Origin of the sequence: Micromonospora sp. NPDC006766 (genome assembly GCF_040636055.1) — a bacterium.
Classification (GTDB): Bacteria; Actinomycetota; Actinomycetes; order Mycobacteriales; family Micromonosporaceae; genus Micromonospora.
The window spans coordinates 227,112-242,106 of record NZ_JBEYIX010000001.1; the positions used below are offsets into that span (position 1 = coordinate 227,112).

Sequence of the window (14,995 nt, forward strand, 5' to 3'; positions counted from 1 at the left end):
GGGGCGCGTCCTCTCGTTAAGACCGGCCCGGGGGCCAGGACTGCGTGACAGGTGTGGGTTGCCAGCTCGCAGCCACATCGTCGTGGCCCGGCAGCGCCAGCCGTTGAGGCTCGTCGATGCTCGCAGTATTGGTCAGCCCCACCGGGCTGTCAACGATTTCCGGAAGGGCCGCGAAAGGGGCGATCGCGACCCACGCCTCCCTGATGACGCACCTGGCCTCGCACTTTGGGCCCACCATGTCGACAGTGATCGAGACATTCGCCGACGAACACTTCCCCCGCCGATCGAAATCCGCGGCGATGCCGTCGAAAATTTCGGGCCCGATCCGATACTGCTCACCGTCCGGATCGGACAGGCCGATCGCGTGCCGGCCAGACCACCCGCACCCGACCATCGGGAGGGGTGCGGCGCGGACGGGTGCCAGCACGATCGTCTCGACGTACGGCAGTAGATGTTGAAGTTCTTCGATGGTAGCCTGCGTCCACCCCAACCCGGGCACTACCTCCATCACAGGGAGATGGGCCGATGTCACTACACCGCAACGCACTAGCCACCACCGGGGCGACGGTGCTCCTCGCGGCAGGACTTCTCTTCGGCGTCACACCGCCCACGTCGGTGACAGCGGCCTCGCCGAAGCCGAGTCCCGCCGTGGTCTACCGCGTCAACGCGCCGCTGGGCGCAAGCACCACCAAGCTGCTCGACCTCGGCTTGGACGTGCTGGAGGGTCGCGACGGCAACGACCTCTTCGTGATGGGCGATCGCGAGGTCGGACGGACGCTGCGCAAGGCCGGCTTCACCGCCACGACCGAACAGGTGCTCGATGTCCCGCAGTGGGCGCCCGTCACCCGCCGGTGGCAGGCCGACGACCGGACGCTGGCCGCCGAGGCGGTCGCGCCGCTCGCGGCCGAGGAGACCTTCTACGGCGGCTACCGCACGGTCAACGCCCAGTACGCCCACCTGACAGCGGTCGCCACCGCCCACCCGGATCTCGCCAAGGTCTACACGTACGGGCAGTCGTGGCGCAAAACGATGAACCGCGGCGGGTACGACCTGAGGGTCATCTGCATCACGAAGCTCAACAATGGCGACTGCGCCCGAGCGACGAGCGCGCCCAAGCCGCGGTTCCTCCTCATGGCCCAGATCCATGCCCGCGAGATCACCACCGGCGAGATCGCATACCGGTGGATCGACTACCTGGTCAACGGCTACGGCGTGGACTCCACGATCACCAACCTGCTCAACACGACCGAGCTGTGGGTCATCCCGATCGCCAACCCCGACGGGGTCGACATCGTCCAGCAGGGTGGCAACTCGCCGTACTACCACCGCAAGAACGGTGACGACGTCGGCGGCACCGGCTGCGGCGAGACCTCATCCAGCCACTCGGGCGTCGACCTGAACCGCAACCACGGTTCGCACTACGGCGGCGCCAGCACGTCGACGAGCAAGTGCGCGCAGACGTACCGGGGGACCGCCGCGGACTCGGAGGTCGAGACCCAGGCCCTCGAGGCGCTGCAACGGCAGCTCTTCGCCGCGACGCGTGGCACCGGCGACACGGCGGCCGCCTCGGCCAACACCAAGGGCATGTTCGTCACGATGCATTCCTACGCCAACCTGGTGCTCTACCCGTGGGGCTTCAGCTCGAAGGTGAAGACGGGCAACGACGCCAAGCTGCGCGCCATGGGCCAGCAGATGGCGCAGCTCGCGGGCAGCGGCTGGCAGTACGGCCAGCCAGGACAGGTGCTCTACGACGCCTCGGGCACCAGCGACGACTGGCTCTACGACAAGCTCGGCACCCCCAGCTTCACCTGGGAGATCGGACCTAACAGCGGCAGCTGCAGCGGCTTCCTGCCCGCCTACTCGTGCCAGACCGGCACCTTCTGGCCCAAGCTCCAGCCGATGCTGATGTACGCGGCGAGCAAGGCAGCGGCACCGTACGCGTAAACCACGACCACCTGACCCGCCGCCCAGCCCGGGGCGGTGTCCACCACGGACGCCGCCCCGGCTGGGCACACAAGGACTACGCGCCGGTAGGCCCGGGGCAGCCCTTCACTCGCACCCGGGTGCCGAGGTTAGTGCTGTTGTAAAAAATCGGATCAGGAAGGGCCATGGTCCATCCGACGCCGCCCGACCCCTGACTCTTGTCGCAGCCGGTCACCTTGACCTTGACACTGACCACCCGGGTCTGCCCGACGGCGAGGTTTGCGATGTCGCAGGTGAACTTGCGACTGGTGGTGGTGCAACCGGTGCCGCCAACGAACTTCGTGCCGAGCTGAGCGTCGCCAAGAAGCGACAACCAGGGTTCCTTCGAGGGCCCGCGGTTGATCACCGTGTGCTTGATGGTGACCGTCTGCCCGATCCGCGCGACCGGCACCGTCGAGGTCATGGCCAGGTCAGCGACCTCGGACCACACGTAAACCGTGCCGCCGACGCTGCTGATGTTCGGCCGAGGGCTGGCGGTCAACTTGAGGCGTACGTTGCCCGCCCGAGTGCTGGGCGCACCCGCCTTTCCCCGCAGCGACAGCGAGGCACCGACCTTCCCGCCACCCTTTTTGATCTTCAACGTGCCGAAGTTGCAGGTGACCTTCGATCCGGACCGCTTGCAGGGCTTACTGACCCCGACGATGTCAACCCTCTTCGTGATCCCCGACAGGTCGACGGTGAGTTTCACGCCCTTCGCGGTGCCCTTGCCCCAGGTCATCACACCGATCGGGATGGTGGTGGTCCCGCTCTTGCCGACAGTGGTGGACATTGGGCCGCCGTACTGGATGAAGTATGGCGCAAGGCCCACCCCCGCCGCCTGCGCGACGCCGGGCATGGCGAACAAAGCGACGATTGCGCCGGTCACGATGCCCGCTAAACAACGGGAAATCAAAGACATGACCATCGATTGTACGGCCGCGGGTAGCGGATGGCAGCACGGCCAGCCGGGCAGTCATTGCTGATGTACGCGGCGAGCAAGGCAGCGGCACCGTACGCGTAAACCACGACCACCTGACCCGCCGCCCAGCCCGGGACGGTGTCCACCACGGACGCCGCCCCGGGCTGGCACACAAGGACTACGCGCCGGTAAGCCCGGGGCAGCCCTTCACTCGAACGCGGGTGCCGAACTTGTCGCTGTTGTAGAAGATCGGATCGGCCAGTGCCATGGTCCATCCGACGCTGCCCGCCATCTGCGTCTTGTCACAGCCGGTCACCTTGACCTTGACGCTGACCACCCGGCTTTGCCCAACCGCGAGGTTCGTGAAGTCGCAGGTGAACTTTCGACTGGTGGTGGTGCAGCCGGTGCCGCCGACATACTTCGTGCCGAGTTGGGCGTCGCCAAAGAGCGTCAGCCAGGACTCCTTCGAGGGCCCATGATTGACCACCTTGTGAGAGATGGTCACCGTCTGCCCGATTCGCGCGACCGGCACCGTCGAGGTGATGGCCAGGTCCGCGACCTCGGGCTGCACGTGGACCGTGCCACGGACGTTACTGTCGATCGACCGCGGGCTGGAGGCCAGTTTGAGACGGACGGTGCCCGCCCGGGCGATGGGCGCATCCGCCTTCCCCCGCAGCGACAACGTGACGCGGAGTTTCTTCGACCCCTTGACCTTTACCGTGCCGAACTTGCAGGTCACCTTCGACCCGGACCGCTTGCAGGGCTTACTGACCCCGAGGATGTCCACTCTCTTCGTGATCCCCGACAGGTCGATGGTGAGTTTCACGCCCTTCGCGGTGCCCCGGCCCCAGAGCAGCACGCCGGCAGGGATTTTGGTGGTCCCACTTTTACCAACAAAGGTGGACATGCCGTTGCCGTACTCGATGAAGTACGGCGCGATACCCACCCCCGCCGCCTGCGCGGCACCGGGCGTGGCGAACAAGACGATGAGTGTTCCGGTCAGAACGGCCGCGAGGCAGCGAGAGAGACGGGACATGACCATCGATTGTACGGCCGTGAATCGGTCGCTGCTAAATCAATTGGTGAGCCATTCGAAGGTCAGCGCGCCGACGTCTCCTGCTCCCGAAGCGCCTGCTCCACGGCCTGGTGCACGCGGGCGTCCTCGCGCTGCTTGCGCCGTACGCGGTTGCGACGGGCGAGCAGGAGCGCCCCGACGATGCCGGCGATCAGCACGGCGACCAGGAGCAACAGGGTCCACGGGAGGGCCCAGCCGTGCGCGGTGGCCGAGATCGGGTCGCGCGAGGTGGTGGAGCCGGAGGCGTCGGTGAGCAGGGGCGTGAGGGTCACGGTCGCGGCCAGCCTGAGTGCGGGCGCCACGTCGTGGACGGGCACCGTCACCTGCCAGCTCTCACCTGGGAGCAGTTCCGGCGGCGATGCGATCTCGCCGGCGTCGGCCCGCAGCCAGCCGAACGGCCCCGAGATCGACACCGCCTGCTGGCCGGACAGAATCGCGTTGCCGGTGTTGTGGATCCGGTACGTGATGGTGGCATCGCCCGTGCCGAACGGGTTGGCCGTGCCGGCGTAGTCGACGTGCAGGTCCTCGATCGCCAGATTCGGCTGGAGCGTGCCACCGACCCGCAGCTTGATCCGGATGCCGAGGCGTCGGTCCACGTTGATGCCCTCGGCCTCGTCGGCCTGGGTCAGCGAGGTGATGATGCCGCCCGCGTAGTCGCCGGGCGTGGCGTTGTCCGGGATGGTGGCTTCGAAGGGAACCTCAACGGTCTTCCCCGGCTGGAGCACCACGCGGTCGCGGTCGGCGTGGATCCAGGCGCCGATGCCGACGGATTTCTTGTCCCTGGTGAGCAGGTCGAGCTGACCCGTGTCGGTGGTGAAGCCGTCCGCGGTGTAGACGGCCAGGTCGAGTGGCACCGTGCCACGGTTGGCCACGATCAGGGCGTCCTTGACCGAGCCACCCGGGTTGATGGCGTAGCTGAAGCTCGATCGGTCGACGCCGTAGCTGTTCGACGCCGTCCGGACCGTCCAGGTGACGTCGCCACCCTGGGCCAGCGCGGGATCGGCGCCCAGTCCGACCGCCGCGACGGTGGCGAGCAGGGCCAGGACGGCGGTACGGACGAGAGCGACGGTGGTGTTCTTTCGGCGCGGTGTGGGCGCGTACATCACTGCTTCCTCAGGCGATCTGGGGCGGATCGGGAAGGCCCGACGGGGCGGGCACCCGAAGGCGCTCACCCCGTCGGGTGGAACGGGTCCGATCAGCTGCTCAGCGCAGTGATCGTGAGGGTGGCGCGGTAGCTGCCCTTGTCCACGCTGCCCGGGATCTTCAGGTCCAGGTCAGCGCCGAGCTTGGCCGTACCCCGGGGGTGGCCCTGGGCGGCCCAGCCGAGGCCGCGCGATACGGACAGGCCCGCACCGTGGTCGTCGTAGGCCGAGGACACTGCCCCGCTGGCCTGGGCCCCGGCACCGGCCTCCAGCACCGTCGGCGTCCAGCCGAGGTAGGCGCCGGAGAACGACTTGTCGCCGTCGCGGAAGTCACCCACGCTGGCCGAGATCGACCACGGGGCGAGCGAGCGGCGGCTGTCCGACACGGCGATCGGGTTGATCTGGCCGGTCGCCGAGAAGTAGTCGCCGTTGTGCTCCTCGGCGGTGCCGAGGTCCACCAGGCCGTTGTAGCCGTCGATCGTCCAGCCGAACTCGCCCGGAGCGGCGTTGGGCACGTTGACCTGGATGTTCTGGCCGTCACCCTGGTACGGGTGCACGGTGACCTTGTCGGTGATCGAGCCGACCGGCTGGCCGTCCGGCGTGTTGGTGCACTTGAGGCCCTTCTCCACGGCCGCGTTCGGCGCCGCGCAGGTGCCGCTGCGCACGTTCTCAACGACGAGCTTGTCGCTGCGCACCTGGACCTTGACGTAGCTGCGGACGTGCTCCTGGTTCTGCGACGAGTTGTACCAGTAGCTGTCCGGGTTCAACGGGTCGGCGCCGTTGCCGGTGCCGCTCGTGCCGCTGTTGTCCGGCTTGGTGATGTCGTAGTACTTCGAGCCGGAGGCCGAGTTGGCCGTCACGTAGAGCACGCCGCCCGGGCCGGCGACCACGTCAGCCGCACCGGGCTGCTCGTCCGGGTTCGCCTTCTCGCCGTTCTTGATCAGGTAGCTGCGGGAGTACGCGTGGTCGTGGCCCGCCATCACCATGTCAACGCCGAGGTTGGAGAAGACGGTCGGGAAGTCGACCCGGCGCACCTTGGCGTCGGAGTCCTTGGCGTGGCTGGCCGGCGAGTACATCGCGTGGTGGAAGACGAGCACCTTCCACTTGGCCTTGGCCCCGTGCTTGTTGATGACATCCGTGACGTAGGCGACGTGCGCCTCGTCACCGCCACCACCCGAGGCGGTGCGGTAGCTGTTGCTGTTGATGTCGATGAACAGCACGTCCTTGTAGATGAACCAGTAGTCACCGCCCGACGTGTTGGAGGCCGGGTCCCCGTTGGCGTACAGCGAGCCCGACCGGTCGGTGTTCGGGGTGAAGTGGTGCTGCTCGAAGGCCTTCGCGCCGACGTCGTGGTTGCCGATGGTCGCGGCGACCGGGACCTGACGCAGCTGGTCGGGAGCGAGGAACGCGTTCCACTGGGTCTCGGTGCCGGCGGTCTCGACGTGGTCGCCGCCCGACACCAGCAGCTCGGCGTTCGGGTTGGCCGCCGTGGCGACCTTCAGGGTCTCCTCCCAGCCGGCCTGGTCCTTCGGCACGTCGCCGGACGAGCCGATCTGCGGGTCACCGAAGAACAGGAAGTCGTAGTCGCCCTCGAAGTCCTGCGTCTTGAAGGAGTACGTCGGGGACCAGTTGCCCTCGGCGCCGACCCGGTAGGAGTATCCGGTGTGCTCCCGCAGGTTGGTGATCGTCGCGTGGCGGTTGAAGCCGCTGCTGGAGACGAAGTTCGCCCCGCCGGTGGCGGCGAAGGTGACGGCGTCGGCCGGGAACTCGCCGTTGACGAGCGAGGCGGTCGGGGCGAGCTGGACCATCTGCGCGGTGTCGGCCGAGGAGTACCAGGTCACGATGCGCTGGGACTCGTCAGCGCCCACGCCGAGGATGATGCCGGTGAGGGCACTGCTCTCGGCGGCGCTGGCGCTGACGGCCAGGCTGCTGCCGACGGCTGCGGCGAGGCCCAGGACCGCCGCCGTGGCCCCGGCGGCCACGCGACGTCGCACAAGCCCGGAGGCCTGCGCTGGGGTGCTCAATCTCATCGATTCCGTCCCTTTTCTGGAAGGAGAGGTGCGGACATGCGGACTCAAGGTGTCGTTGCCTGATGAACCGGCCGTGAATCCAACGGGGCGGGGTGGTTGCCCGTCCCGGAAACCTGCAGCTCTTTCAGGACTCGAGGACTCGCTGCACGAACCAGATCAGCCCCATGACGGAAACGGCCGCGGAAATCAGGCCAGTCGCCCAGAGCCCGACCTTCGGGGCGCGGTGTCGCAACACGACCAGCAGCGGGAACACGACCGCGATGATCGCCAACTGCACGGCCTCGAGCCCGACGTTGAACACCAGCAGGGACCACAGCAGGGTCCACGACCACGCCTCGTTGATCCCCAGCGCGCCGGCGAAGCCCAGGCCGTGCACGAGGCCGAAGCAAAACACCACCCCGAGGCGGGTCCAGCCCGCGCGGTCCAGGCGGAAGTGACCGCCGCCCGACGTCTCGAGGTCGGCCGCGTGGTCGCCGCGCCGCCAGAGCCGCCACAGGTACCAGCCGGCGACCACGGCGATCGACAGTGCGATCACCGGCTCCACGATCGCCGCCGACACGTCGACCAGGCCGAGCGCGGCGAGCATGAACGTCACCGAGTGCGCCAGGGTGAAGCTCGTGGCGGCGAGCACGACCTCGCGCAGGCGCCGTGACCCGGCGATGAGCGCCAGCAGGAACAGGATGTGGTCGAGCCCGGTCAGCAGGTGCTCCCCGCCCAGGCTGAAGAACTCCCAGAACCGCTCGTACCAGGCCTGGCCGGTCGAGAAGACCGGTCGGTCGGCGTCGAGCGCGGCGCTGCCCGACCGGCCGTCGATGTCGTAGGTGACGATCGTCTTGGTGCCCTTGACATAGCCCTCGGCGTCGGGGAACAGCTCGCTGCGCACCTCGTGCTCGTCGCCGCGCTCGGCGCAGGCCCAGTCGAGCAGCAGTTCGGCGTACGGCACGTCCTCCCGCTCGCCCATGATGAAGCCGCCGACCTGGCTCGCCGTGCAGGGCCGGCCGCCGGAGGTGACGTTGAAGCGCTCGGTGACGTACCCGATGGCCGACGTCGCGTGCGCGGTGAGCGCCGCGGCCTGCCCGGCGGTGTCACCAGCGTCGAAGGCGGCGATTCCCGCCTTGAAGAGGGGATCGTCGCGCTGATAGTCCGCGGCGGACACGACGAAGAGGTCGTACTCAAGCTCCAGCTTCGTCCGTACGCGACCCTCGTCACCCTCGGTGACGTGGACGTACACGGTCGACGTGAACCCGTGGGCGGACGCCGGCCCGGCGCTCAGGACGGCGGACACTGCCGCGATGACCCCGACCACGACGGCGACGGCGGCCCGGCGGACACGTGTTGACATGGCACTCCTTTGCTTGGCGAGTGCACCGTGCACGCCGGGGCTGAACATCGGTCGGACCGCCGGCGAACCGTTGAAGAACAGTCCGTCGAAACGAGGGCGAGCGGATTGACCTCGGCCGGAACTGGGATAGGAAGGAGCCGCCCACCACCTGCGAGCACCCGAAAGGACGATCGCTTGCGCCCCCCGCTGAGAGCCGTTGCCGTGCTGGCCACGGCCGCCGCGCTGGCCGCCGGATGCAGCTCCGGCGACGACTGGTCCCGGCCACACCCCAAGCCCATCGCCGTCGGCGCCCTCGGCCCGGGGTTCATCGACCCCGCCGCCCCGCCCACCCCGGAGGGGACCGTCACGCCCCGGCCCGGCTCCTGGGCCGGGGTCCGCCCGTCGAAGGGCTACCGGGTGGTGCTGCTCACCGAAGGTGACGACCGCCCGACCCGGGCGCTCGTAACCGCAGTGCAGGAGTGGGCCGAGCAGGAGCACGTCGACCTGAGGACGGTGGTCGCCGAAGACGGCCACGACCTCGTGCCCAGCATCATCCGGGCCATCGAGATGGGTCCGGACCTCATCGTCAGCGCGGGCAACGAGCTCGTCGACCCCCTCACGTTGGTCACCGCCAGCCACCTGTCGCAGCAGTTCCTGGTGGTGGGTGCGGAACTGGCCGAGCCCACCCACAACGTCACAGCGGTCGACTGGGCCGGCGCGTCGTTCCGTGGTGAAGGGCTCGGCATGTCCTCGACGTACGACCCCGACTCGTTCACCGCGGAACGCTGCGCGGCCGCCATCAGGGCCGGCGTCGCGGCCGTGCTCAACGACCTGACCGGCATCGTGATCTGGCTCGACCAGATCTGACGCGCGGTCGGCGGGCACACAGAAGATGACGGCCACCCAAAATGGGTCCGCGGCCGGAGCCTGTGAGGCTCCGGCCGCGGACCGGCATTCACATCCGGGCTACAGCTTCGCGCACTGACCCGAAGCCGGGCCCTTCACGCTGTTCGGCCGGCTCTCGTTCACCGGCGCCGGGGTGTTACCGGAGCAGGCCAGCGGCCCGCTGACGGTGTTCGCGGCGACGACCACCGGCTGGCTGCCGGTGTTGCCGGTGACGGTGACCGGACCACTGATGGTGACCGCGTCGATCCGAACCCCGCCGGTGCTGTTGGTGATCGACACCGGGCCGCTCACCTTGCCCTTGGTGATGCTCAGCCCGCCGGTCGCGCCGGTGACGGTGACCGGGCCGGAGACCGTGGTGCCGGCGAACTCGAAGAGCACCGGGCGGGTGGCGGACACCGGGCCGCTGATGGTGCCCCCGGTGACGACCAGCGAAGCACCCGGGTTGACCGTGACCGGGCCGGAGACCGTGGCGTTCTCCAGGCAGACCAGGCCCGCGCTGACCACCAGCGGCTTGCTGTACTTGCCGGTGATCGTCGTGGTGCACTGCGGCCCGGCCTGGCCGATGGTCGACCGCGGCTGAGCGTCCGGGGTGACCGGCGAGTTCGCCGCCAGGTAGCTCACCAGCATGGTGAGGTCGTTGTCGCCGGTGGTCGCCGGGTTCGTGCCCTTGCCGAGGGTGGTGAAGTTGTCACCACCGGCGGCGAGGAACGAGTTCATCGTGACCCGGTACGTGCCCGACAGGTTGAGCGGCGTGCCGTTGAGCTTCACCGAGGTAATCCGCGAACCCTTGGGCGCCTCGGGGTTGTAGGTGTAGCTGAACCCCTTCGACACACCCAGCCACAGCACCGGGCGGGACGCGCCCTCCGGCTGCCACTGCTCCTCCAGTACCTGCTTGATCTGGGCGCCGGTGTAGCTCTTGGTGACCACGTCGTTGGCGAACGGCTGGACCGCGAAGGCGTCGGCGTAGGTGACCGTGCCGTTGGTCCGGTAGAGCAGGTCCGACCGCAGGCCGCCGGCGTTCATGAACGCGATCTGCGCCCCGCCCCGGCCGGCGTCCTTGGTGCCGGCGAGCTGCACGTCGGCGATGAGGTTGCCCAGCGCCGACTCCTTGCCCCGGTCCTCGTTGCCGTTGGTGTAGGCCCGCGTGATGTCCGCGGTGATCGAACCGAGCTGCTGCTTGCCCAGCTCAGCCGCCGTGGCCTTGGCGGCGGTGACGATGTCGGCCACCGCCGGGTCCTGCGGCGCGCCGACCACGTCGAGCAGTTGCGCGTCGGCAGCGGTCACCGACTTCGTGTTCGCGTCGAAGGTGAGGTTGACCTTGCCCAGCCGCACGCCGTAGTCCTCGGCCTGCACCACCGGACGCAGCTTGCTCGTCCCGGGCACCGGCATCATGAAGGCGTACGGCTGGTGGGTGTGGCCGCTGAAGATCGCGTCGATGGTGGCGTCAACCCGGGTGTACTTGCCGAAGACCGGGTCGTTGGCCAGCGCCTCGGCGGAGGTGATGTTCTCCGTCGCGGCGCCCTCGTGCGCGAGCAGCACCACCACGTCGGCCTCGCCGTTGTCCGGGTTGCCGTCCTTGAGCTGGCGGGCCACCAGGTTGGCCTCGACCACCGGGTCGCGGAAGGTCAGGCCGGCGATGCCGTCCGGGCTGACCAGCGATCCGGTCTGCTCGGTCACCACGCCGACGAAGCCGACCCGGACCCCACCGATTGTGCTGACCGAGTACGCGGGCAGCGCCCGGTTGTTGCCGCGGTAGACGTTGGCACCCAGGTACGGGAACTTGGCGCGGTCGAACACCCGGCCGGTGAGGTCGGCGACGCCCTTGTCGAACTCGTGGTTACCCACCGCCGAGGCGACCAGACCCATCGCGTTCAACGCGTCGATCGTCGGGGTGTCCCCGTCGATCGCCGAGATGAAGGTGGACGCGCCGATGTTGTCACCGGCGGAGAAGAACGCGGTGTTCGGGTTCTGCGCCCGCAGCTGGCCGACCAGTCCGGCGAGCTGGGCGGCGCCGCCGACCGGCTTGCCGTCCACGGTGGCCGGGGACTCCAGCCGGCCGTGGAAGTCGTTGATGCCCAGCAGCTGCAGGTTGACCGGCTTCGCGCTGGTGCTGATGCCCACCACGACCGGGTTGTGGTCGCTGGCCCGGTAGGGGGTCGGCTCGTAGAAGGCGGCCAGCCCGTCGTACTCGAAGGCGAACGACTCGACCGCGTTGATCTGCCACACGTCGACCCCGGTGATCCGCGACGCCAGCGACGGCGAGGCGAGAGCGTGGTCGAGCGAGCCGGACTCGCCACCGAAGACGTAGGTGGCCTTGCCGGTGTTGTTCAGGTCCTTGAACGTGGCCTGGTAGAGGACCTGCATCGGGTCCTCCTGCGTGTAGGCGTTGAAGTCACCCAGCAGGAGCACGTCCTCGGAGCCGCTGTCGGCCTTGACCCGGTCGACGAAGGAGGTCAGCGCCTTGGCCTGCCGGACCCGGTCGCCGTTCCAGCTGCCCTGGCCGGTGTCGGCGTTGTCGCCGGTCCCGGTGCCGCTCTTGGACTTGAGGTGGTTGACGACCACGGTGAAGGTGATCTTCCCCGCGGTGAAGGTCTGCGCGATCGGCTCGCGGGCGTTGAACCAGACGGTCTCGTCGTTGACCGAGCGGCCCGGGCCCTTCGGCTGGACCTTTGCCGGCTTGAAGATGATCGCCGTGGTGATGAAGTCCTGCTCGGCGGGGCTGGGCAGCTCGGCCGGGGTGCGGACGTAGTCCCAGGTCCCCGCGCCGTCCTTGGCGTTGAGCGCGTTCACCAGCCGCTTCAGCGCCTGCTGCGGGTCGTTGGCGTCGAACCGGACCGAGTTCTCGATCTCCTCAAGCCCGACCACGTCGGCACCCAGGGCGGTGATCGCCGCGACGATCTTCGCCTCCTGCTTGGCCAGCGCGGCCTCGTCCTTGGCGCCGCGGGCGTCGCCGCCGAAGTGCACGAAGTAGTTGAGGACGTTGAAGCTGGCCACCCGGATGTCGCCGCCGACGTTCGCCGGGGCCGGGGTACGCGGGTTGGTGGCCTTGAAGCTGGTCCGGTCGTACGACGGGGTGTCCGCGCTGACCGGGGTGGTCGGCTGCAGACGCCACTCGTTCAAGCCGTACGACAGCACGACCGGGCCGAACGCCTCGACGGAGTCGCCGACCCGCAGCGGGTTCTCCTTGGACAGGTACGGCGGCAGCAGCCCGGCGGTGGACAGGTTGGTGCTCTTGCCGTCGTCGAGCAGGATCCGGCGGAGCTTGTTGTCGGCGATCACCTGCTTGGCGGCGTCCGAGCCCGGGCGGGTGAGGTCGGTCGCGTTCGGGGCCGGGCGGTCACCGGCGGCGAGCACCACCTCGCCGTACCGGTTGGTGTTGTACACCTCGGAGACGGTGAACTGGCCGACCGGCGCCACCAGCATCGACTCGACCGACTCGCGGGCGTCGTCGGACAGCGGCGGGCTGACCGGCACCGGGGCGGGCAGGGTCGCGTCGTGCTCGCAGACCTGCACGTCGGCCTTGGCGGCGATGTTCAGCTGGGTGAGGCCGTTGTACTCGCTCGCGGTGCCGCTGACCCGGACCCGGTCGCCGATCGTGACCGACGGGTGGTTGGCCGCGTTCGTGGTGAGGAAGACGAAGATGCCGTCGGACGCGGTGCCGGCGGCCACCGGACGGTCCCCACCGCTGCCAGCGGTCTGCACGTAGAGCCCGTTGTAGCCACCGGTGCGGTGGTCGGCGGTCACCACGCCCTCGACGGTGACCCGCTTGCCGGCCAGCGGCGTGGCGGTGCCGGGGCCCTGGACCTCCGCGATGGTGTGGTCGACGGTGACGGTGCAGCCCGGGGCCGGGTCGGAGCTGCTGATGGACAGGTTCGCCGCACTCATGGTGGCGAGGGCGGGTGCACCGCTGGTCAGGGCGAGGGCACCGCTTGTGGCGAGTACGCCCAGCACGCTGAGGGGGTGTCTGCTTCGGAGCTTCAAAGCTTCGCCTCCGATTGGGGGGATGGACTGGTGGAACCTAAACGCAAATCGGTGACTGCGCAGAAGCCGTCAGATGTACGGATCGGGTTGACCGGTCGGCCGGTTTGCAACGTAGATCAGACAAAGGTGCAGTGAGCCAGAAAGGCCCCAATTTGCAGTCGTAGGTCGCCACGATCGGCAGCAGCTTACGTCGCCCCTGGCAGTCGATTCGCAGCTGGCCGCGCTGATGATCAGCTGGTCGGGTCCCGGCGGTTGAAAGCTCTGGCGGCGATGGCCAGGAGAAGCGCGGTGGCCCCGGCGAGGGCAGCGAGGTGTGCCCACTGAAAGCCGTGGCGCAAGGGTTCCCCGCCGTCGTAGTAGTGGAATGGGGACAGATAGCGAAGGCCACCGACTCCGGTCGGACCGGCCATGCTGCGTATGACGTAGGTGAGGACGGCGATGCCGGCGGTCGCGCCGAGGGTGGCCGCCCGGCGTCCGGTGATGGCACCGAGTGTCAGCGCGATCGCGCCAAAGGTGACGGTGAGCAGGGCAAGCGCGACGCACTGTGCGGCGAACTGGGCGATGCTGATGGTCCGCAGCTCGGCTCCAAGGCGAATGGCGGTCGAGAAAGGTCTGCTGGACCAGCGGGTCGAGGCCGGAGGTCGGCTCGTCGAGGATGAGCAGGTCCGGCCGGTGCATGAACGCCTGCACCAGGCCGACCTTCTGCCGGTTGCCCTTCGACAGCGCCTTGATCCGGGCGGTGAGGTCCAGGTCCAGTCGCTCCGCCAGTTCGGTGATCCGGGCCGGTGGGACACCGCCGCGTAGCCGCCCGAGGAAGGACAGGCACTCGCAGTCTGATCAGGTCGAGCAGCAGGCGGATGGTGGTCGACTTTCCCGCGCCGTTGGGGCCGAGGTCAAGTTCGTAGTCACCGAAGACACTTGCCTTCACCCCAGACGGCGACCGGCGGGACGGCGACCAGCAACGATTGCGGTACGCTGTCAATCGGTCACTACTACAGCTTGTCGTGTCTGCGGTCCGGTGCGTATCCTCCAGCAGCCCGACTCGGAGGTGTTGGATGGCGGACGACGACGCGGAGGTCACCACGTGGGCGTTGGCCGCCGGTCGAGGTGACCGGGAGGCGACCACCCGGTTCGTCCGCGCGACGCAGCAGCAGGTCCGCCGGTTCCTCGCCGCGCTGACCTCCCCGTCCGAGGCCGAGGACCTGGCCCAGGAGACCTTCCTGCGCGCGGTGCGGTCGCTCCCGTCGTTCGCCGGGCGCTCCTCGGCGCGGACCTGGCTGCTCGCCATCGCCCGCCGAGTCGCGGTGGATCACGTACGGGCTGCGGCGTCGCGCCCGCGGACGGTGCCGATGGTCGACGGGTACGACGCCCCCGACACGCGCCGCGGCGACTTCGACCGGCAGGTGGTGCTGGAGCGACTCATCGCCGCGCTGCCGGCAGAGCGCCGCGAGGCGTTCGTCGCCACCCAGGTCCTCGGCATGTCCTACGCAGAGGCGGCGGAGGTGTGCGGCTGCCCGGTCGGCACCATCCGCTCCCGGGTGGCCCGGGCCCGCGAGGACCTCGTCGCCGCAGCGAGCCACCCCACCACGGGCGCGCGGCGCGGCGGCAACGCGGCCGGCTGACCGGACACCCCGGGTGACCTACGCCAAACCGACGACT

General features: G+C 68.9%; 11 protein-coding genes and 1 pseudogene. 3 read left to right on the forward strand and 9 right to left on the reverse strand.

Annotated features, from left to right (window positions below; genetic code table 11):
* Positions 1–16: 16 nt before the first annotated feature.
* Positions 17–511 (reverse strand): hypothetical protein, encoded by a 495-nt coding sequence (locus ABZ671_RS01705; RefSeq protein ID WP_357849513.1) that lies wholly within the window; start codon positions 509–511, stop codon positions 17–19.
* Between the two features lie 14 nt (positions 512–525).
* Here ABZ671_RS01705 and ABZ671_RS01710 point away from each other — a divergent pair, with 14 nt between their 5' ends.
* On the forward strand, positions 526–1,944 hold the full coding sequence (locus tag ABZ671_RS01710) for a M14 family zinc carboxypeptidase (protein WP_357849516.1): 1,419 nt from the start codon (positions 526–528) through the stop codon (positions 1,942–1,944).
* 76 nt (positions 1,945–2,020) lie between these two features.
* Here ABZ671_RS01710 and ABZ671_RS01715 read toward each other — a convergent pair whose 3' ends face one another.
* The 5 genes from ABZ671_RS01715 to ABZ671_RS01735 all read right to left on the reverse strand — a co-directional run bounded on the left by ABZ671_RS01715 (position 2,021) and on the right by ABZ671_RS01735 (position 8,470).
* Entirely contained in the window at positions 2,021–2,881 is an 861-nt protein-coding gene (locus ABZ671_RS01715) for a hypothetical protein (protein ID WP_357849519.1), read from the reverse strand.
* A gap of 178 nt (positions 2,882–3,059) precedes the next feature.
* Positions 3,060–3,917: a hypothetical protein gene (locus ABZ671_RS01720; RefSeq protein WP_357849522.1), complete on the reverse strand. Its 858-nt coding sequence runs from the start codon at positions 3,915–3,917 to the stop codon at positions 3,060–3,062.
* Positions 3,918–3,979: 62 nt separating this feature from the next.
* Complete coding sequence (locus ABZ671_RS01725; RefSeq protein WP_357849525.1) at positions 3,980–5,059, reverse strand: DUF916 domain-containing protein; 1,080 nt, start codon at positions 5,057–5,059, stop codon at positions 3,980–3,982.
* 92 nt (positions 5,060–5,151) lie between these two features.
* Positions 5,152–7,128: an FN3 domain-containing metallophosphoesterase family protein gene (locus ABZ671_RS01730; RefSeq protein ID WP_357849528.1), complete on the reverse strand. Its 1,977-nt coding sequence runs from the start codon at positions 7,126–7,128 to the stop codon at positions 5,152–5,154.
* A gap of 124 nt (positions 7,129–7,252) precedes the next feature.
* Positions 7,253–8,470 (reverse strand): HupE/UreJ family protein, encoded by a 1,218-nt coding sequence (locus ABZ671_RS01735; protein WP_357849531.1) that lies wholly within the window; start codon positions 8,468–8,470, stop codon positions 7,253–7,255.
* A gap of 174 nt (positions 8,471–8,644) precedes the next feature.
* On the opposite strand from ABZ671_RS01735, the gene ABZ671_RS01740 reads away from it, so the two are divergent.
* Positions 8,645–9,316 (forward strand): hypothetical protein, encoded by a 672-nt coding sequence (locus ABZ671_RS01740; RefSeq protein WP_357849534.1) that lies wholly within the window; start codon positions 8,645–8,647, stop codon positions 9,314–9,316.
* A gap of 99 nt (positions 9,317–9,415) precedes the next feature.
* Here ABZ671_RS01740 and ABZ671_RS01745 read toward each other — a convergent pair whose 3' ends face one another.
* The 3 genes and pseudogenes from ABZ671_RS01745 to ABZ671_RS01755 form a co-directional block, all read right to left on the reverse strand.
* A complete protein-coding gene (locus ABZ671_RS01745; protein ID WP_357849537.1) occupies positions 9,416–13,306 on the reverse strand; it encodes an ExeM/NucH family extracellular endonuclease in 3,891 nt (1,296 codons plus the stop codon).
* A 260-nt stretch (positions 13,307–13,566) separates the two neighbouring features.
* Positions 13,567–13,746, reverse strand: a complete 180-nt coding sequence (locus ABZ671_RS01750; protein WP_357850657.1) for a hypothetical protein — start codon at positions 13,744–13,746, stop codon at positions 13,567–13,569.
* A 190-nt stretch (positions 13,747–13,936) separates the two neighbouring features.
* A pseudogene (locus ABZ671_RS01755) lies at positions 13,937–14,228 on the reverse strand (ATP-binding cassette domain-containing protein); the annotation flags it as partial.
* 163 nt (positions 14,229–14,391) lie between these two features.
* Between ABZ671_RS01755 and ABZ671_RS01760 the strand changes: the two are divergent.
* Positions 14,392–14,958: a sigma-70 family RNA polymerase sigma factor gene (locus ABZ671_RS01760; RefSeq protein WP_357849540.1), complete on the forward strand. Its 567-nt coding sequence runs from the start codon at positions 14,392–14,394 to the stop codon at positions 14,956–14,958.
* The last annotated feature ends 37 nt before the right edge of the window (positions 14,959–14,995 follow it).